This is a genomic window from Desulfosporosinus nitroreducens (assembly GCF_023897015.1).
Taxonomy (GTDB): Bacteria; Bacillota; Desulfitobacteriia; order Desulfitobacteriales; family Desulfitobacteriaceae; genus Desulfosporosinus; species Desulfosporosinus nitroreducens.
Genome location: NZ_JAMHFY010000009.1, coordinates 97,596 through 118,121 on the forward strand (window position 1 = coordinate 97,596; position 20,526 = coordinate 118,121).

At 40.5% G+C, this 20,526-nt stretch carries 17 protein-coding genes and 1 pseudogene; 4 read left to right on the forward strand and 14 right to left on the reverse strand.

The window, feature by feature from the left end:
- Positions 1–6 precede the first annotated feature (6 nt).
- The 10 genes and pseudogenes from M8E35_RS11945 to M8E35_RS11990 all read right to left on the reverse strand — a co-directional run bounded on the left by M8E35_RS11945 (position 7) and on the right by M8E35_RS11990 (position 10,770).
- Positions 7–171, reverse strand: coding sequence for a hypothetical protein (locus tag M8E35_RS11945; protein ID WP_252469316.1), 165 nt, complete (start codon positions 169–171; stop codon positions 7–9).
- Between the two features lie 104 nt (positions 172–275).
- Positions 276–1,190, reverse strand: coding sequence for an ABC transporter permease (locus M8E35_RS11950; protein WP_252469317.1), 915 nt, complete (start codon positions 1,188–1,190; stop codon positions 276–278).
- Positions 1,187–2,251: an ABC transporter permease gene (locus M8E35_RS11955; protein WP_252469318.1), complete on the reverse strand. Its 1,065-nt coding sequence runs from the start codon at positions 2,249–2,251 to the stop codon at positions 1,187–1,189. Before M8E35_RS11955 ends, M8E35_RS11950 begins: the two co-directional genes overlap by 4 nt.
- Complete coding sequence (locus tag M8E35_RS11960; RefSeq protein WP_252469319.1) at positions 2,241–3,773, reverse strand: ABC transporter ATP-binding protein; 1,533 nt, start codon at positions 3,771–3,773, stop codon at positions 2,241–2,243. Before M8E35_RS11960 ends, M8E35_RS11955 begins: the two co-directional genes overlap by 11 nt.
- Positions 3,774–4,147: 374 nt before the next feature.
- Positions 4,148–5,173, reverse strand: a complete 1,026-nt coding sequence (locus M8E35_RS11965; protein ID WP_252469320.1) for a BMP family protein — start codon at positions 5,171–5,173, stop codon at positions 4,148–4,150.
- A gap of 172 nt (positions 5,174–5,345) precedes the next feature.
- Positions 5,346–6,143, reverse strand: a complete 798-nt coding sequence (locus M8E35_RS11970; RefSeq protein ID WP_252469321.1) for a response regulator transcription factor — start codon at positions 6,141–6,143, stop codon at positions 5,346–5,348.
- An 8-nt stretch (positions 6,144–6,151) separates the two neighbouring features.
- Entirely contained in the window at positions 6,152–7,870 is a 1,719-nt protein-coding gene (locus M8E35_RS11975) for a sensor histidine kinase (RefSeq protein ID WP_252469322.1), read from the reverse strand.
- A gap of 323 nt (positions 7,871–8,193) precedes the next feature.
- Positions 8,194–8,367, reverse strand: a pseudogene (locus tag M8E35_RS11980) (HepT-like ribonuclease domain-containing protein); the annotation flags it as partial.
- Positions 8,368–8,512: 145 nt separating this feature from the next.
- Positions 8,513–8,815, reverse strand: a complete 303-nt coding sequence (locus M8E35_RS11985; RefSeq protein ID WP_135553209.1) for a nucleotidyltransferase family protein — start codon at positions 8,813–8,815, stop codon at positions 8,513–8,515.
- 302 nt (positions 8,816–9,117) lie between these two features.
- Positions 9,118–10,770: an FAD-dependent oxidoreductase gene (locus tag M8E35_RS11990; protein WP_252469323.1), complete on the reverse strand. Its 1,653-nt coding sequence runs from the start codon at positions 10,768–10,770 to the stop codon at positions 9,118–9,120.
- 216 nt (positions 10,771–10,986) lie between these two features.
- Between M8E35_RS11990 and M8E35_RS11995 the strand changes: the two genes are divergently transcribed.
- Both M8E35_RS11995 and M8E35_RS12000 read left to right on the forward strand, forming a co-directional pair.
- Positions 10,987–11,412, forward strand: coding sequence for a MarR family winged helix-turn-helix transcriptional regulator (locus tag M8E35_RS11995; RefSeq protein WP_252469324.1), 426 nt, complete (start codon positions 10,987–10,989; stop codon positions 11,410–11,412).
- 212 nt (positions 11,413–11,624) lie between these two features.
- Positions 11,625–12,344 carry a DUF169 domain-containing protein gene (locus tag M8E35_RS12000; RefSeq protein ID WP_252469325.1) on the forward strand — a complete coding sequence of 240 codons (720 nt, stop codon included), beginning with the start codon at positions 11,625–11,627 and terminating at the stop codon, positions 12,342–12,344.
- A 329-nt stretch (positions 12,345–12,673) separates the two neighbouring features.
- Here M8E35_RS12000 and M8E35_RS12005 read toward each other — a convergent pair whose 3' ends face one another.
- From M8E35_RS12005 to M8E35_RS12020, 4 genes are all read right to left on the reverse strand, one after another.
- Positions 12,674–13,477: an MBL fold metallo-hydrolase gene (locus M8E35_RS12005; RefSeq protein ID WP_252469327.1), complete on the reverse strand. Its 804-nt coding sequence runs from the start codon at positions 13,475–13,477 to the stop codon at positions 12,674–12,676.
- A gap of 373 nt (positions 13,478–13,850) precedes the next feature.
- The gene (locus M8E35_RS12010; RefSeq protein ID WP_252469329.1) at positions 13,851–15,107 is read right to left on the reverse strand and encodes an FAD-dependent oxidoreductase; all 1,257 of its coding nucleotides are present in this window, start codon (positions 15,105–15,107) and stop codon (positions 13,851–13,853) included.
- Positions 15,108–15,123: 16 nt separating this feature from the next.
- Complete coding sequence (locus M8E35_RS12015) at positions 15,124–15,444, reverse strand: thioredoxin family protein (RefSeq protein WP_252469331.1); 321 nt, start codon at positions 15,442–15,444, stop codon at positions 15,124–15,126.
- Positions 15,445–15,539: 95 nt separating this feature from the next.
- Positions 15,540–17,423 carry an aryl-sulfate sulfotransferase gene (locus M8E35_RS12020; protein WP_252469332.1) on the reverse strand — a complete coding sequence of 628 codons (1,884 nt, stop codon included), beginning with the start codon at positions 17,421–17,423 and terminating at the stop codon, positions 15,540–15,542.
- A 241-nt stretch (positions 17,424–17,664) separates the two neighbouring features.
- Here M8E35_RS12020 and M8E35_RS12025 point away from each other — a divergent pair, with 241 nt between their 5' ends.
- Complete coding sequence (locus M8E35_RS12025) at positions 17,665–18,582, forward strand: LysR family transcriptional regulator (protein ID WP_252469334.1); 918 nt, start codon at positions 17,665–17,667, stop codon at positions 18,580–18,582.
- Between the two features lie 521 nt (positions 18,583–19,103).
- Positions 19,104–20,501 carry an SLC13 family permease gene (locus M8E35_RS12030; protein WP_252469336.1) on the forward strand — a complete coding sequence of 466 codons (1,398 nt, stop codon included), beginning with the start codon at positions 19,104–19,106 and terminating at the stop codon, positions 20,499–20,501.
- The last annotated feature ends 25 nt before the right edge of the window (positions 20,502–20,526 follow it).

Consider the following 20,526-nt stretch of genomic DNA (forward strand, 5'->3'; position numbering starts at 1 on the left):
TGTTCGCTAAAATTGGCTGATGATTCCGCTTTGCGGGCATCCGGTTACTGAATGTCTAACCATTCCATCGATGTCCAAGATGCCTGCTTTTAGCCATTTCTTGATCAGTCTCAGAAATGCTTTATCTGCTATGCGCAGTTCCAGCATTCGTATGCGCCAATCATGATCCAATAGCACCAAAGCCTTTGATGTCTGCTTCTACAATGTAGTATCTGGAATGGTTATTTGGCTTCCCTTCAGTAAGGTGGCCAGCTCTTGCTGAGGTCATCAGGGAGTTAATTTTCTTTCACATAAGGAACTCCCAATTTAGCCGGTACACTAAAGGATTTTCTGGAAATTGTTAAAACAATGGTCATAATATAGGGCAGAGCAATAAATAATTCATTGGGAAAAAACGCACTGTTCCCTATCGACTGCATATAAATAGCAATGGCTTCGGCAAATCCGAAAGCCAGGGTACCAATCACTGCCCCTTTGGGATTCCAATTGCCTAAGAAGCAAATGGCAAAAGCAATCCAGCCACGGCCACCAATAATATTCGTAGTAAACATGCCCAGAAAACCTATCGAATAAAAAGCACCGGCTACTCCGCCCATAACCCCTGCTAAAAGCACCGTAAGAAAGCGAACCCTAAGAACATTGATGCCTGCCACATCCACCGCTTCCGGATTTTCCCCGGCAGACCGGATCGTTAAACCGATAGAAGTTTTATAGAGCATGAAATAGGAGAGCGGTGCCAACACATAGATAATGTAGGTCAATATGTTTTGATTAAACAGTATTTGTCCAATCAGCGGAATTTCTGAAAGCAGGGGAATTGGAATCGTTGCTAAAGGATTAATGGTTAGCGGAGTTATAGGAACTCCAAAAATGACCCGGTACAAAAATGAACAAAGGCCTACTACCAAAAGATTGATGGCCACCCCGGTCACCACTTGATGCTGCTTTAAATAGATGCAAATCCAGCCATATAAACCTGCCACCAATAAACCGGCCAGCATGGCCGCTAAAAATCCCACGGTCAAACTGCCGCTTAAATACCCTCCCACAAAACCGGCCCAGGCTCCCATTAAAAAGATCCCTTCAATAGCCGTTACCATCATCCCAGTTCGTTCGGCAATGACTTCTGCTAGAGCTCCAAAAAGCAATGGCGTCCCCATCATGATTGTTGCACTTAACAAATAGATCATTTTGCCACCGCCTTTTGTAATTTGCGTTTTTCCCGGTTATTTTCCAACCAGGTCCGAACAAAATACGAGAGTATGACAAATACCATCACAAAGCCTTGCATCAATTCAATGATACTTGAGGGGATCCCTGACATCTGCCCCATAATAGTACCGCCAACCTTCAGCGCACCAAATAAAATAGCGGCAAAAATTATGCCTATGGGGTTGCCATTGGCTAAGATGGCAATGCCAATCCCAGCTGCTCCAAGGTCCGGATTAAAGCCCTGAACCAGCATATGCTGTACCCCGTTAACTTCCGTAAATCCGGCCACTCCAGCTAATGCCCCACTGATAAAAAACGCCAGTATATAAAGTTTCTTGGCATTGATGCCTGACATTTCCGCGGCTCCCGCATTATAACCTACGGCCCGGATGCGATAACCCAGGGTCGTCTTGTAAAGCAGAACCCAAACCCCAACACAGGCCAGCACTGCCAAAACAAAACCAATGTGCAGCCTGGTACCGGGGATGATACGAGGCAGCCAGACAGAGGCAGCCAGAGCATCCGTTTGAGGGTATTCTGCTTTCCCTTCTATGAGAAACGTTCGCAGCAAATAATTCATAATGGCCAAAGCCACATAGGTGGACATCATACTCACTAAAAATTCATTGGAATTGTACCTGGCCTTGACAAAGCCGATAAATGCCCCCCAGAGGCCGCCGCCAACAATGGTTAGGAGCAAGGTAATAATCAGGACCAGCCAACCAGGCAGGATGTTCTGAAGCAACAAGGAGCCGGCGGCGGCAATTACCGCGCCGATGTAAAACTGCCCTTGGGCACCAATATTGTATAAATTAGCTTTGTAAGTAAAAGCAAAGGCTAAAGCCGTGAACATTAAGGGCGTTGCTTTCACAAAGATGTCGGCAAAGGTATAGCCGTCACGCACCACCGAGGTGATTAATACGCTATAGGCGCTAAGGGGATTTTTACCCAGAAAAAGAAGCATTAACCCACTGGCAACGAGTCCTAAGACAATGGCCAGAATATTGGTGATCAGGAGATCTCTTAGCTTAGCCTGCATCGTTGCTCACCTCTCCTTCGCGAAATCCGGCCATTAACAGACCAATCTTTGCGGTGGTAAGCTCGGCACTGTTAAATACCCCTTGTATTTCGCCCTTATACAAGATCGCAATCCTGTCAGAAAGGGCAAAAATCTCCGAAAGCTCAGTAGAAACCAGTAAAACACTTTTTCCTTTGGCACGTTCCTGAAGAATAACTTGGTGAATGTGGTTAACCGCGCCCAGATCTAACCCTCTGGTCGGTTGATCGAAGACGATGACCTTCTCTCCATTATCCACTTCCCTGGCCAAAACTACTTTTTGTTGGTTGCCCCCCGATAAACCCCGGGCAATGGTCTCCGGAGAAGGAGCCTTAATTGAATATTCTCCGATCTCCTGTAAGGCGTATTGATTAAGCTTTTTCTTGTCAATAAACCCGCGCTTTTGCCATTTTTTATCGTAACTACTTTTCAGCAGCATATTCTCGGCAATGGACATATCCATAATCATGCCATCACTGCTTCTGTCCGCAGGAACATAGCCAATTCCCAAGTCAATCCTGGCTCTGATTTTCCGTTCAGTAATATCCTCCCCATCCAGCAAGACTCTCCCTTTTGTCGGCAAAATAGCACCACACACTATTTCGCAGAGTTCCTGCTGGCCATTGCCGCTAACCCCTGCAATCCCCAGAATTTCTCCTTTGTGCAAGGTCAAAGAAATATCCTTCAAGGCCGGAACCCCGGTTTTCTCCTGCAGGGTAACATGTTGGATTTCCAAGCGCACTTCCTGATCAAGAGATTCCTGCCGGTCATCTTTAGTTACCCATTTTAAATCTCGGCCGATCATCAATTTGGATAATTCCAGTTCGTTGGTCTCAGCCCGTTTTATGTCTCCATAGACCCTTCCTGCCCTCATGACAATAATCCGATCCGCAACACTCATGACCTCTTTTAACTTGTGAGTGATAAAAATAACCGAATTACCTTGGGCGGTAAAATCCCTGACAAAGCCCATGAGGTTTTCAGCCTCTTGAGGGGTGAGAACTGCCGTTGGTTCATCCATAATTAACAGATTGGTTTTTTGATACAGGGCCTTTAAAATTTCCACTTTTTGTTGAACACCTACTGCCAAGTCGCGGATATAATCATTAGGATTAAGCTCAAAGCCATAAAGCTCAGCCAACCTTTTGATTTCTTCTCGGAACAATTTATGATCAATTATTCCCCGAACATTGCCCAGGATAATATTTTCAGTCACAGTGTGAGCAGGAACCAGGGAAAAATGCTGTTGGATCATGGAAATCCCAAGCTCCATGGCCTCCTTGGGCGAAGCTATTTTTATCTCCTTACCATCCTTAAAGAAGTTCCCTTCGTCAGCCTTGTATAGTCCGTAGAGGATCTTCATAATCGTACTTTTACCTGCTCCGTTTTCTCCCAACAAAGCTAAAACTTCCCCTCTTTGAATGGAAAAAGAAACATCTTGATTAGCAATAACTTTGGCAAAGTATTTACTGATCCCCCTAAGTTCAAAAAAAGCTGTCCCCACAATTTCACCACCTATTCAAAAAAATAGAGGCACCTCTCGGAACCGCTATTTTTTGCTTTATTGATTTATCCTTAAATACCTTTATATTTATAATCAAAACGAACTTCTACCAAAAAAAAACCAATCAGACCCCAAACGGCGGCTTCGTCCACAGGAGTGAACCCATTGCATGGAGAGGCGGTAAGGCCCACAAAGCTGGCGCGGGGAAGCGGAGCCACGGGTTCACATCAGGTATTACCCGGAGGTTTGGCGGAGCCCCGCGCCAGCGAGTGGGCGAGCCTCGGAGTGCTGGGTGAGCGGATGTGGGCGAAGCCGCCCCCGACCGGAACGACTCCATTATCATCCTCTGATGGCGCCGCACGCGGCATGACGGTCTATTTATTGACAAACATTGCGTTAAAATCAACTTCACCTTTTTTGGCTTTCTCCATGCCTGCAGCTACTTTGTCTTGAACATCTTTACTAATGTTGGCTGTATAGACCGGCTTAAAGATATTCTCAGCAATTCCTGCTTCATGGACTTTGTTGCCATCTAAACTGCTATCAAGGTATTTTTGAATAGCCCAGACGTAGAAGGTTTCAAAATCAAATACTACAGAACTGACAACTGTATTGGGGTCAATCGTTGTTTGATCTCCGGAGAAACCGATGAATTTAACCCCTTTTTCCTTGGCGGCCTGGATAGAGCCTAAGCCAACCTGATTGGCATAGACAAACATCATATCGGCGCCATTATCAATCATTGTAGCGGCCATTTGTTTGCCTAAAGCTACATCATCCCAGCTATTGGCATAGGCCCGAACTGCTTTGGCATTGGAGATTCCGCGCTCTTTGGCGACATCCACAGCAACCTTTTCATAGACATCCAGCAAATGCTCCATAGCCTTATTGGGGAAACCGCCGATGGTAGCAAATTGACCGTTTTTGCTAACTTCTCCTGCCATTAAGGCAGCTATATAACTGGCCTCATATTCTTTCGGGAAAATTGGAGCGACATTCGGACCCTTGCTAACCATACCATTGACAACGCAAAAGGTTGTTTTCGGATAGCTCTCCGCAACCTTATTGGCCGCTTCATCAAATTGAGTACCTGCTGCCATAATCAGGTTATAACCACGCTCAGCATAATTTCTAAAGGTAGACTCATAATCAGCCGCCTGTACGTTTTCGACGTATTCCATTTTTGTGCCCAGAGTTGCATTGGACTTAACCAGCCCGGCGTAGTTTGTGGCATTCCAGCTTTGATCGTTAATAGGACCGGGTAATATCAGAACCATTTTGTAATCGCTTGCACCTTTTTTACCTGAATCTACTACTTTGGTGGTGCCACATGCTGTCAGTAAAAATAGCATTAAGACGGCCAAGACAGCTGCTGTCAATTTGGATTTTTTCTTTAACATTTCTCTTACCCCCCAATTAAATCTAGTTTTTGCCATTGGATCAGGATCAGCCCTTCAAATCTTAGCCTAATTGTAACAAAAATAAGCCGCTCAGATAGTAACGGTCATGTCGAGTTTCTAGCACTATCTTGCTGCAGTACACCAGCCCATGTCACTTTCTTAACATTTAGCACTATTTTGCTTTAAGGCTGTTTTTTCTCCGCTCATCCTCTGGGGTAATTCCCATATACTTCTTGTAAAGTCTGGAGAAATAACTTGGATTCTGGTACCCTACCCTATACGCTATATCTGTAATTTTAAAATCTGTATTGATTAATAGTTTTCTCGCTTGGGTCAATCGATAATTGATCAGGTAAATACTAAAGTTTTCGCCGGTTACCTCCTTAAACAATCGGCTGAAATACTCAGGAGACCGATACACCTGACCGGCAACATCTGCCAGGGAAATGGTTTTATCGAAATGTTCATGAATATAAATTAAGGCCTTTTCGATAAATTGGTTGTTGTTGTCAATATGCTCGCCGGAATACTCTGTCAGGGTTTTTTGGGCCGCACGTTCCAACTGATCCGCGATTCTTGGTCTGTCATATTGCGTAGAGCGATCCTCTTCAATTTTTGCCAGTATTTCAATTAATTCCGAGCTTCTTAATTCAGACTTCAAGATGTACTCCTTAGCACCGCAGGTAATTGCTTGCTTGGCATAGGAAAAATCAGCGTAATTTGTCAAGATAACAAATTCCGTCTGAGGCAGTACTTTCTTAATATTTTTCATCGCCGTAATTCCATCCATTTTCGGCATCCTGATATCCATGATCACCACATCAGGCTTCTCTTTCACCGCCAGCTCTTGGGCCTGCAAACCATCTGAGGCGATTCCGACAATCTCCAACCTGGTATTTTTATCTTTCAGACAATAGTTCAGCCACTCCCGAATCGGCAGTTCATCATCTGCAATGACAATTCTTAACATAATTCCTCCTATGCATATCGTAATTTAAGAATTACTTTAGTTCCTTCCGGCTCATTCTGTTCAATGGTCAGACCGTAGGCGCCTCCGTAAAGAATTCTAATTCGTTCATGCACATTTAAAATTCCTACTCTGCTCATTTGAACCTCTTTATTGAAGATCTCGCTAATTTTCTCCTGGCTCATGCCGATTCCGTTGTCGGAAATCGTGATATATAAATCATGGTCTGCTAATTCAGCTTCCACCTTAATCACGAGCAATCTATTGACCTGCAAGCCGTAAAAAATTGCATTTTCGATAATTGGCTGCAGGATAAAGGAGGGGATCTGAACATTTAAGGCGTTTTCATCCAGTAAAAATTCTACGATAAAGGCGTTGGAATATCTCATCTTTTGCAGGGCTACGTAGTCCTCCAAATGCTTAACCTCATCCCTTATCAGTACGAATTCACCCGCTCGGGACAGCACCCTGCGCAACAGCTTAGAAAAATGATAAAGCATCTCCTCTGCTTCTTTGTTTTTCCCCATTTCAACATAAAAGCGAATGGAGCTTAAGGTGTTGTAGATAAAATGCGGATTGATTTGAGCTCGCAAAAAATCAAGCTCCAGCAAGCGTTTTTGTCGTTCATTGTTGACGTTTTCTTTCAGCAAAAAATTCACCCGCTGAATCAGTTCATTAAAGGAAATGGAGATTTCCGAAAACTCCTTATAGGTACTATCCTGAATTTGAATGGAAAGATCACCATGATTGAATTCAGTCATTTTGTTGGTGAGTAAACTTAAGGGTTCCGCAATCTTTCTTGCTACAACGCTTAGTACCACACCAGTCAGTAAAGTGCATAAAATCCCAAAAGCAATTAAAAACAGCTCAATTTTTTTGAGAGGCATCAAGGCACTTGCTAAAGAAACAGACTCGACAATGTACCAACCGTAACCGCTGATCGGTTGAGAAATAAAGAGCTTATCATCTTTCAAATAATAGTTATTCAGCTTGTTTTTGCTATTGGCTTCCACAAAGCTATTCAGTTTTTCATTGATTTTGTTTTTATCCTTGTGAGAAATGATCAGCCCATCCCGGTCAACGATAAAGAAATCTTTTTCTTCATTGGTCAAACGAATATAATTATCACCCAGTAGTTTTTCATTGACATTTAACAAGAGCACCCCATAGTCTTGTTTGGAAATATAGTCTTCAACTTTTCTGGCTAGCTGGAAATAATAATTATATCCCCCTGTGGCAGTAAAGTAAGACTTGATGGGAAAAATTTCACTATCCTTGCCATTTTCCAGAGCTTTGTCAAAGGCAGCTAAGTCAGCCTCCTGATTGGATGACATGGAATAGGAGGTGGAGTAGGTAGTGCCGCGCTTATCGATCAAATGGGCGTCGATGAGCATGGCCGTACTTCGATAAGACCAGATGTAACCCGACATAATTCCTTCAATTTTCAGAAGCTGTTCCTTGTTGGCACTCTCTCCGCCTGAGCTTTTTTTCAGGGATTCAATAATACTTGTATCATAGGCAATGCGGCTGGCTAGAACTTCAACATCCTTTAATTCCTGATTGATCCTGATGGCAATCTGCTGAAGCATATTAGTGTTCAGCTGAATTACCTCTTTGAGGATAACTGATTCCGCATATTTATAGGTCGAAAAGGCCAAAAACCCAATGAGGCATTGGAGAATGATAAACAACATAATGAATAACTGCAGAATTAAACTTCTTTTTTTCATTCACAATTTTCCTTCAACCTGGAATTCTTTGCGCAATGCTACTTAAGAAACAAATTCGACAAGGCTTAGAATTACCCTGCACCCCTTGTTGAAAAGCAGCAACTATTTACGACTCTTAATCTAAGCGGCACCTTGCTTTAGCGTCTAAGGTCCCAGATGAGAGCTGGTTGCTAGTTTACAATCTATGGGTAAATATTAAAAAAGGACCGACGTGTTGCAAGCACGCCAGCCCAGCAGATTGTCTAAACGAATGGTTAGCCCTGATTAATAGTTGCTTCAGAAAGTATGTACTGCAAAATGTTTAAAATGAAAATGTATAACACTTAGAACTGTTTGTTGACAAGCTGTTGAATAATATTTAAACAATAGTCCTTGAGTTTCGGAATATCACTTGTAATCGTTTCCCATAAGCTCTCATCGTCAATTTTACCATAGTTATGAGCAACTACATTACGTAATGCCTTGATTTGTGTCCATGGAATTCCAGTATAGGTATTTTTAAAATCGTCCGAAAGGGTGAGTGGTCAGTTCTCCTATTTGTAAAACACAAAGAGCTGTGGCATTCTTATAAACAGAATCTCGGGCAAACACAGTATAGTCCTTCCCAAACCGCTGAATCGCCGCAGTACATCAGCGTTTCGGTTATTCTGCATATAAAAGCACTTCCTCCTTCTGGATTTTACGAAGAAAATCATCTTCCAGACTTCCCGTTGTCAGAACATCGACTTTTATCTGTAAAGCTTCCTCAATTTCCGTATACAACCCACATAAAGCAAACATCCCTTTAAGAGATCCTTTATCCACTCGTAAATCCACATCACTGTTTTCTGTAACATCTCCACGAGCATAAGAGCCAAATAGATACACCCGTTCAACACCATATTTCCGTGCAATCGGTTCAACAATAGCTTTGATTTCTTCTATCGTAACCTTTTTAACTGACATTGCTCTTACCTCCTTTGAATCATATTACGTCAATAGCACTATTTACAATATTATATCACAAACTTTTTCAAAAAGGTTAATACGATATGGAATATTATGTAATTCACTCCGACTCATTAATTCTTTTGTTGCGACACCTTTGCTCGGAAATCATAGAGGGATCCACAGACTGTAAAATCGATAATAGAGTTCCCATAAAAATATGACGCCCCCAAAGTATTTTGGCGACGTCATATTTTTATGGGAGGGAGATTTAAGTTATCAGCCGTAACCGGTTTTTGGACTGCTGCCGATTTGATACCTTATCCAAAAACAGCCGGATAATATGTGACCCAACCTCCGCACAAATTCCTAACTTGAGTAAATCCATGTTGAGTTAAAATTCGATAAGCAACATAGCCTCGCAGCCCAATCTCGCAGTAAACGACGATTTCCTTATCTTTGGGAAGTTCCGATAATTTGCTGCGCAGGTCATTGACAGGGATATGCAGCGAGCCGGGGATAAATTTAGCTCTACGTTCTTCTTCATCCCGTACATCGATGATACATATATCTTTTGCTTTAAGTTTACTAAGTTCCTGCCAATGGATCATTTGAACATCACCATTAATGATGTTTTCCGCCACATAGCCGGCCATGTTCACAGGATCTTTAGCCGATGAAAAGGGCGGGGCGTAGGCCAGTTCGAGTTCCTGCAAATCATAAATAGTCCCTTGGTTACGAATTACCCCGGCAATGTCATCAATCCGTTTATCGACACCCTGAGCTCCGACGGCCTGGGCACCCAGGACTCGGCCATTATTTTTATCAAAGACAAGTTTTATGGATAATCTTGTTGCTCCAGGATAATACCCGGCGTGGGAATTGGAGTGAGTAAACAACACTTCATGAGGAATTCCTAATTTCTTAAGCATTTTTTCATTCGCTCCGGTGGACGCCGCAACTAAATCAAAAACCTTGGCAATAGCAGTGCCTTGAGTTCCCTCATATTTCTTGTCCCGCCCGGCAATAATGTCGGCCACAATTCGTCCTTGTTTATTAGCAGGCCCGGCAAGGGGCAGGAGCGCAGCTTGTCCTGTTACTAAGTGTTTTACCTCAATGACATCGCCAACAGCGTAAATATTAGGGTCTGAGGTCTGGAGTCGTTCATTAACTTTGATGCCACCTAACTCTCCGATAGTTAGCCCGGCTTCCTTCGCTAATTTAATTTCCGGTTTGACACCAATAGCCAAGATCGTTAAATCAGCTTGCACTTCCTGGCCACTTTGGAGTGTAATAAGAGCTCCATTTTCCTTTTTCGCAAAGGATTTTACCCCATCTTCCAAAATGAGGTTGATTCCTTTATTGAAAATGTGCTCATGAAGAATTGCTGCCATTTCATAATCCAAAGGAGCCATGACCTGATTGCTCATTTCGATAATCGTTGTATCTACTCCTCTGGCATGGAGATTTTCTGCCATTTCCAGGCCGATAAAGCCCCCTCCCACGACTGCTGCCGTTTTAGGTTGCTGCTCATCGATAAATCGTTTAATCTGATCAATATCTGTAACATTACGTACTACAAGAGCCTCGATGTCATTGATCCCGGGAATCGGCGGCCGCAGAGGAGCTGCCCCGGGAGAAAGGATCAATTGATCATAAGATTCTCGGTAGACCTTACCACTCTGTTCTTGGACTTCGACGGCTTTTTCCTCAGGAAAAATACGGGTAACCTCACTAAAGATTCTCACATCAATACGGAAGCGGTTTCTCATAGCTTCAGGCTTTGAAACCAAGAGAGCTTCCCGCTCATTAATAACTCCACTGACATAATACGGTAAGCCGCAGTTAGCATATGATATATGTTCTCCCCGCTCAAAGATAATGATTTCCGCCTCTTCATCCAAACGGCGCAAGCGTGCTGCAGCACTGGCTCCCCCTGCAACTCCACCAACAATGAGTACCTTTTTACTCATTACAACATCTCCTTTAGCATATAGATTATCTCAGTTTCACCAAGTTTATGAAAATAATAACATGATTAATTGGCATTCACAATCATGTTATCTTCTCTTTTGTAATTTAATTACTCCCTTAGGAGATCTTGATATGAATTCATCTATCTTAATATTGACTGAAAAATACAACGCATTTATAATATAGTTGTTAAGACAACTGAGGTGACGATTAAGATGGACTTTAAATTAGAGGATTCATTGGGATTTATACTAAGTAAGACAAATACAAAACTTAAAAATAAGTTATTACAACGATTCAATGAATATAATGTAACACCGGAACAATGGTCTGTACTTAACTGTTTATGGACACAAGAAGGTCTTAGCCCTAAAGAGTTGGCTGATATGATCTTTAAAGATAAACCAAATACTAATCGCATTCTTGAAAAATTACAAACAAAAGAATTAATTGTCCGTAAGCCTCATCCAGTAGATAGAAGAGCTTATCAAATTTTTCTAACTAATCGTGGTTGGGCATTAAAAGATGAATTAGTTCCTAAGGCTATCCAATTATTAGAGGAAGCTACACAAGGAATCGAAAAACAAAAAATCGCAGAAATGATAAAACTGTTAAATCAAATGTACGATAATATCAACTAGTATTATTTTAGGGTTATAGTTGTTATGACAACTATAACCCAGAATTAATTAGGGTGGACTAAAACGATAAAAGGAGGTAACTGGTATGAAAAACTGTTTATAAATTGCGTCTGCATTAACCACCAGTAATCGTTAGTTTTATAATCAATGACAACCCCAAGAATCATGCTATTCAGGATTAATAAGCGAAAAGAAGAATAAGAGGTGTTAGTATGAAAAGCAAGATTGCCGATTCCATAAAACTTAAAACCCAACCCGTTGCAGTATTCCGTACAGATCTCAAACCTGAAGGGGCCTTACAGTTTAAGGAAGGAAAATGGGGCTGCGTGATTTCCATGTTAAATGCTGCCGCCAAAGGCCGTGTCGCTGTTTTTGACGACAAAACAACCTCATGTGTAGGGGGCAAAGTTGGCCTTGGTTTTAACCGCTTTCAATTAGGCTTTATTGAATATTTTTTGTCAACCGGCGGTGTAGGAGATAGAGAAGGAGAATTCTATAAAAAAAGTCCCGAGCTTGCAGCAAAATTTGCTACCGGATTACCGGAAGTTACCGCAAAAACTTATATTGTCTTTAAACCTTTACTAGAGTTGGCTGAGGACGAAACACCGGAAATCGTTATCTTCCTTGTTAATGCAGACCAACTATCTGCTCTGGTACAGTTCGCTAATTATGATAAATCGACCCAAGACAATGTCAAAATAGAATTTGGTGCCGGCTGTCATCAGTCCGTACTCTATGCTCTTGAGCAAGTAGAGAATGATAATTCCAAGTGCATTGTAGGGCTAACTGATCCCTCGGCACGTAAATTCATCGACAAAGACATCCTTTCATTCAGTATTCCCTATAAACGGTTTTTAGAGTTAGAAGCCCAAGTGGACGAGAGCTTTCTGACCAAAGAAACCTGGTTGCCAATTGCAGCTCGGATTGAGTAGGCTTTTCCTTGCCTGGGGCGGTTATTTCTTCTTTATGATCATAACAACGAGTGTTGCAAATGCAATTATGAGATGACAACCTGTTACAGATATTACTGCATAATCTTCCAGGCAAAAGATAATACTTATCCCTGACTATTTGCCGGATTCAGGCCGCCTCAGAAAACGGGGCGGCCTGAAATTGTTACCTCAGCCAAACGTTAAACTTGAAGGACTCTGTTCCTCACAGGGATGCATAAAGTTATTTATTCTACTTTTCTGCTCCATAACATGGCGATTAGCCCGTTTATTGTGCGAATAAGTAATAAAATTCCTCAATTTACATTTCCTTATAGTTCAATGACTTCTAAGTCGTTCGGAACAAAAATATTTCCGTTATAATAGATTTTTCCCTCAGTCGTATATAACTGCTTGCGTTGTTCAATGTTTTTGTCCTCAGTGTGCCACAGAACAATATTTTTAATGTTCAATTTTGTGGCAAGTTCACAGGCTTCCTTTACTGTGCTATGGTTTTTCTCGTAGGGTTTGAAGATTTCCCGTTCACTATAAAGACAAAACGCCTCGCTTAATAACCAGTCAATATTTTCTACGTATTCCTTACATAACGAATTATAAGGTTCATCTCCCAGAAACGTAAGAGTTTTACCATTATTAATTTTTGTAGTAAAGCCAAACTGTTTTGCTTTCGTTGAATGTATATCAAAAAAGGTAACCTCGTACCCTGCTAGAATTTCCTTCTGTCCATCTGCTACAGGAATTAGGATAATTCTCTTTCCAATTAAATCAGTAAGTTCTTTATCCAATGTCGCATCAGTTAGCGCTAAGATATTGTTAACTAGCTCGATATGGCAGTAAATCTTAAAGGTTCCATCATATCGGTCAGTAAGGATTAGTGATGCTATACTACGAATAACCCACACCATACCCAATAAATGATCTGTATGCCGATGTGTAACAAAGGCATTATGTATATCAGTAACAGGAATTTGAGCTTTTTGCAAGATTCCAATAATGCCATTCCCACCTCCAGCATCCACTAAAATGTTTTCCTTCCCGTTAGAGATTGCAAAACAGGTGTTATAGCATTTCGTCACAAAAGCATGACCAGTTCCCAAAACGATAAGTTTTTCCAATTCTATTTCACTCCAATACACGAGTCCCGATTAAGTCATCTGTAGTTTATTACATACATTGATATGACAGCCATGGTCTTTTGGGTAATTATACTTGAAGCAGAGCCAGCTAACAACGCACAACGCAATAAGACATAGCTGCTAAAGCCGGAAGGGTTAATAAAAGTTGGGTATGTAAATAATTTTCACTTCAGGAAAATGATATGAACTTAATTTTCATTTCTTTAGATTGGCGATTTAGAGACATGATTGCATAAAGAGATTGGGGGTATGCCCCAATCTCTTATGCGCTTTGAATATTTAAAACTTAAATGACCCTAAAGGCTCAACTTTCTTAGGCCAACCCATTGCACCTTCATCAGAACTTGAAGGGCTAACTTTCTTTAGCGGGACAATCACGGACCGCCGAAATATTATCTTGCAATTGAGCATTTAAATTCTCAGAATCCATCAAACAATTTAATTGTTTGATAACTGTGTCTTTATTTAGAACAATACTGAAAGGTGTTTCTTTGACACCATATTGTTTTGCTAGCATTTTCTTCCTGGAAATATCAACTTTAACTATTTTATACTTGCTGCCGCTATCACTAACCACTTTTTCTAAAACAGTATTAAAAGTCAGGCTCCCTGCAACTATAGGGTTAAAAAAGGACAGTATGACAGGCTTATCGCTTTCTAAAACATTTGCCTTAAAATCATTAAACTCTTCTATATATCTTTCCGCTGCCACTGCTGCAGTTGCACCATCACCTGCAGCTGAAACAATCTGTCTTAAATACTTGACCCTGTTGTCACCAACGGCATAAACACCTTCAATATTCGTTTCCATTAACTCGTTAACCGGAATATATCCTTTTTGATCCATCTCCACACCGCTGTCATGCAAAAATCCGGTAGATGGTATCATGCCTACAAAAAAGAATACCCCCTGACAGGTTAGCTCACTGCTTTCTCCTGTCTTAATGTTCTTGATTTTAACTCCCTCAACATTCTCTTTACCTAATACTTCTTCAATAGTGGAATTCCAAACGAAATTCATCTTTTCATTGTTAAAGGCCTTTTCAGCACTAAGCTTATTGCAATCAAGTATCCCATCATCATGTAAAACGATTGTAGTCACCATATTAGCGAATTTAGTAATGTACATGCCTTCTTCAATGGCCTGGTCACCGCTGCCGATGACAACTACATCTTCATCTTCAAAGAATTCAGCATCACAAGTAGCACAATATGCTACACCACTGCCTCTTAATTTAGTTTCACCCGGAATGTTCAGCAGTCTTGGCTTGCAACCACTGGCTATGATCACTGCTTTAGCCGTAAGCTCTTTTCCTTTTTTGGTTTTAATTAATTTCTCGTCTAGTGAGAAATCTACTTCCATAACCTCATCATTGAGAAATTCTGCTCCAAAATCTTCGGCATGTTTTTTAAAGTCTTGCATTAATTGGGGGCCGGTTGTTTGTCCATACCCGGGATAGTTTACAATCTCCCTAGTGGTTTCGGCCATTCCGCCTATTACCCCTTTATAAATCACCAAAGTTTTTAATCTCGCCCTGGCACCATAAATAGCAGCCGATAAGCCTGCAGGTCCTCCACCAATGATTACGATATCATAATGATTCATCATGCACCTCTATAATAGCTTATAATAGCTCTTCAATTTTTCCTACCATGTCTTCTTCCTCAACATCGCCTGCTAACTTTCCATAAAACTCCCCGTCTTTGAAAAATAACAGCTGAGGAACACCCTTTAGGGAAAAACTTTTAAACAAAGCTTTATCCTGCTCAACATCCAGAGCGTAAAACGATAATTTGGCTTGATACTTTTCTGATACTTCTTCCAACCTAGGAACAACTTCTTTACATACGTGACAATCATGTCTGGTAAATACAACTACGCAGGCCTCATTGTTATCATAAATTGCTTTATTAAAAAGCTCAGCGTTAATTTTTTTGAGTTCCATTTATATACCTCCCTTGTACAACCATAGAGGTTCTACCGTGAAGTTATCACGGTAGAACTCCAATCAATTTATAGATATAACACTAACTACAGTTTTTATAGTTTTAATGAAGCTTTTATTTCGTACTTCAGGTTATCGATATTCATATAAATATCAAATTCACCGGACAAACCTTCCCTGCTCACATAGTACTGCACATCATTTTCCTTTTGTTCTTCAAACGATACACAGGCGGCTGTGATGTCATGCACTTCGGTGGGTACTGAGTAGAACTTAGAGCCATCCGCACCTTTTAATTCCAGCAGAACCTGGGAACCTTCCACAAATGTGCCGCGCAGCGCCAATCGATCTTCTTCAAGCACTAAGGAGAGAGCATATTTTTCCGGCAGTTCCACACCGGCCTCTTTAAACTTAACTTTCAGACCAAATTCCGGAGTAACTCCAAAACCACCTAAGAATTTCCCTTTACCCAGCCCGTATTGAGTTTTTTCATCATATAAGGCAAGTCTTCTGGCTCTGAAGTAATTGCCGCCTACAACCTTTAATTCATACCTAACTTCATTGTTGAGCAATTCTACAGTGATCATTTCCAATGTTAAGTGAAGATGCTCGTCTTTATGCATATTTAATTGCAGTGCCCCTAAATCATCGGTATGCTTCCCCCTGAAGGTTGAGATACCGCCTGAGTGAACCATGTAGTGTCCTTCACCGTAGTAATCTACATTGCTGATATATGGGGAATAGAATTCTGCTCCTCTTTCTTTGCCATACTGCCAGACTTGTTCTATTTCCATTTTGTCAATATCTATTCTGTAAATAACCCCTCTGGAGAAATTATCATTGGGCTGCACTCGGTTTTCCTTGGTTTTGGATCGATAGGTTCCGTTATCAAAGACGAAGACATCTCCGTTAGGTAGAATTCTAGCCGCATGCTGCTCATACTGCCAATCAAAATCGCCTTTAGTTACATTTTTGAAGAAATATTTTTGCCACTCTTCTCCCCAGCCTTCAGAGTCACCGAGAATCCAGTTTAACTTGCCGGTATCATAATTAAAGTTAATGACAGCATCCTGGTGCCGTCCGGACATCGTAATGGAATTGGTGGGTTTGTCATACCAAACAGAGTTATTGTGGAACCAGTCATGGTGATTCCAATCTCCCGCTTTACCTTGTTCTCTCGGCAATATCTTAAGCAAATCCCAGGATTTAACGATTGAGCCGGTTTCTCTATCAATTTCAACAACATAGTCCTCAACAGATTCATCGAAATTATTATCCGAAGCCGCTAATAAGTTGCCGTTTTCTAATTCTATTGCATCATGGTGATATCCACCCGGCAGTCTGTATTCGACGTAGATTTTACCACAAAAGCCTATTTCCATAAGTCCTACAGTATAGTAAGGTTTTTGCAATGAGCGGTAAGAAGTTACTAAAAGTCTTCCGTTAGCTAGTTGCTTAATATCATAGCTTGCTTTTTCAGTCATCACCCATCTTAAATCACCGGCGTAATCAAAACCACAAGTTCTGGCGGAATCAACTAGAGGAGTAGCCGTTGATATAATCATAATATCTTTGCCAAAGTAATCATAAGTCGTATCACAAGTTAAGGCTTTGTTTACGTTTAATTCTTCAACTTCTATTTTCACCTCAGCTGTTTCACCATTTTCCAGCGTTAAAACAACGGTATTCTCATAAGCATCATATAATCCATAAATAGGCAACACGTGCTCCCGAGCGGCAGCAAAAGTATGCTCGAAATCCCCTTCTACTGCTTTACCCTTCACAGTTACTTTAACCGCAACTTCTTCTTTGGTATTAAAACATATCACTGCGGCCAGTGGGTTAACCAAATATGGGTTTTTAACAACATAAGGATTTTTCAAAGTATAGTTTCCTGCTCTAAATTCAGATAAAAACTTTTCTTCGGATTCATGTTGTAACGTGATTAAATGTTTTTGAGTTTCTAAATATTGTTTCATAATCTTCTCTCCTTTTAAATCCTCTTATTTTGTGTAGTGGGCCATAAGCAACCTTTACGAAACATTTAAGAAGTTTAATTCATCAGCCTGTTTTTTTATCAGTAGGCAACCTATTCATCCTTTCGTTTTTTGTAATTATGGGTTGTGACTAATGTAATGTGACTTATAATGTGTATAATAAGTTAAATACACATTAGATATGGAAATTCGACATATTATAACTATAGGAAGGTGTTTGACTATGCGTATAGAGCATCTCTATTATTTAGTTGATATAGCAAAAACAAAATCCATAACACTTTCTGCAGATCGTCTCTTCATTTCTCAACAAGGCTTAAGCCAAGCAATTCAAAAACTTGAAGCAGACTTAAATGTTGCTTTGCTTCGGCGCAGTCGCCAAGGAGTATCTCTAACAGCGGCAGGTAACAAGGCTGTAGAAAAAACCAAGGAGGTTATACTTAAATACGAGGAGTTACTCGAAAGTATGGGACCCTATACGAGTGATTACATTTCGAATTCGAGCAATAAATTAACCATTGGTATAACTCCCCATATGACCGACTTTTTACCTCAGATCCTAGATTTATTTCGAAAAAAGCATGCTGACATCATTGTACACATTGAAGAACAAAAACCGAATGATATCGTTACGAAGCTTAATGAAGGGTCTACTAATATAGGACTTGTTAATTTATCTGATCACTATAATTACCAACACCTAGAAAACAACCAAATAGTCTTTGAAAAGATCAGCAATTATCAATTTATGGTTTGTGTGGCTAAATCATCTCCCTTAGCTAAGAAGATAATCTTTAACAAAACTGAGATAAAAAAGCACCCAATTGTAGCCTATAATCAAGAACCATATTTTGAAATCCTAAATCAATTGTTCGGGGATTTAAATCAACTAAATATCATTGTTAAAACGAATAATCGAGAAATGTACCTGAAGTCCATTATTCACAGTAAAGCCCTAGGTATTACAACACTCGCAGATATTAGCTTATTCAATGAAAAATCAATCATTGCAATCCCGATAAAAGACAGCGTTGGTATGGATTTTGGATTGCTCATCTCTATGAAACATCCCCTATCATCGGCAGGTTTGGATCTTCTGGAGATTTATAAAACTTATATGACGAGTAAACCATGGTTGTAACTTTTTGACCATGTCCATTATGTGATGTGAGGGCTGTTTTGTAGTTCAAAGTATATTTGTTTGCAATACTTATCACAAACAAGGATTTTATGTATGCGTCACAATTTATCTTTGTAATAACACTATGAGAATACCACCTAGTATAAAAAAAGTAGGGGATTTGACCATTAGGCCAGATCTCCTACTCTTTTTTGCGTCTTTTATAACCGTTGGTAGCTATTCCGTCCAAATGTCTCGCCATTGACGACAAGCTGGGTCAGTGGACGAGAATAGTATTAGTTTTTTCAATAAGAATCATTAGCACAATAAATAGTTGATACCTTATCAATAAAACATTGTTGGTCAAAAAGCATTTAACAATCTAAACTGTGCTAGAAACAACTTTCACAATCTTAGGAAAAACCTCATTTCATTTTAACACAGGGATATTGATATTAATGTCATAAAGAAAGGATGAAGCTATACAAAAATCAAAGTATCATTGTCACTTTTCTACAAACAATATTTGAGGAGGTTAATGTATGTCAGTTCAAACAGAAAAACAACCCATTAGTATGAAAAATTTAATCATCATGATCATGACCTTTGCTCTGCCACTTGCAATTTTGCTTATCCCAACTAACGAACTTTTCACCCCCCAGATCAGACTATACTTAAGTATAACTCTATTCGCAATTTTAACCTTTATTTTTGGTAACCTAAATCAGACTGCTATCGCAATTTTATTACCAATTGCCTATGTCGTCATAGCCCAAGCACCTGCTGCAGCAGTTTTTGCTCCATGGTCAACCTATATTCCATGGTTTGCCATTGGTGGTTTATTTCTGGCCAATGTCATGGATCGCACAAATTTGCTCAAACGTATTGCCTATAACTCCATTTTGTTAACTGGGGCAAGTTATAACGGCATTATCTGGGGATTAGCTTTGGCCGGGATAGTACTCTATCTCATGATTCCTGGAAATACCGTTTTCCCTTTAGCTGCTTTAGCTTATGGTCTTTGTAAGGCCTTGAATCTTGACGTAGGAAAAGAAACAGCCGGCATCACCATGGCTGCAGCGATTGCCGCACTGCTTCCGGCATGGTTCATCTTTAACGCCTACTATGGTTTGCTGACAGGATTAGGTCAAGGAGTAGCTGGTCCGGTCAATTTGACCTGGATTCAGTACTTCATGAACAATAGTGTATCCTTTCTTTTCTATGCCTTTATGTTCTGGATCATTACCAAAATGTTTAAACCATCAGTACCCGTCAATGCTAAAGAGTATTTTAAGGTTGAATTGCAGAAATTAGGGAAAATGTCCTTAGATGAGAAAAAGATTATTATTATGAGTGTTTTTCTTTTTATTTTTCTCTTAACTACTCAATACCATAAGATAGAGGCTGGCTGGGGCTTTATAATTTTCCCGATGTTGCTCTACTTCCCCGGATTAAGCGTAGCTACCAACGAAGACCTCAAAAACGTCAATTATGGAATGGCGATCTTCACCGCTTCCTGTATGGGTATTGGAACGACGGCTGGAGTCTTAGGCATAGGAAAAGTTGTCGCCGCGGTCATCATGCCGTTACTCGCCGGTAAAGGGATTATGTTTATTTTTGGCACGATCTATGCGATGGTCTTTAGTCTGAACTTCTTGATGACTCCGCTGGCCATTATGTCCGCCTTCACCTTACCGCTCACCCAAATTGCTATGAGCTTTGGAATTAACCCTGCTGCCTGGTATATGTTCATGCAAATATCATTCGACTCGATTATATTGCCCTATCAATATGTCCTATACTTGATCTTCTTCTCGTTTGGAATCGTAAAGCTGTCCGATTTTGTCAAGTTCCAAGCAGCTAAAACCGTATTAACTATGATCTTCGTTTTCGTGATCCTCATTCCATTCTGGAGATTAATCGGCTTCTTAATGATGTAGATAAAAAAGTTATTTAAGGGGTTCC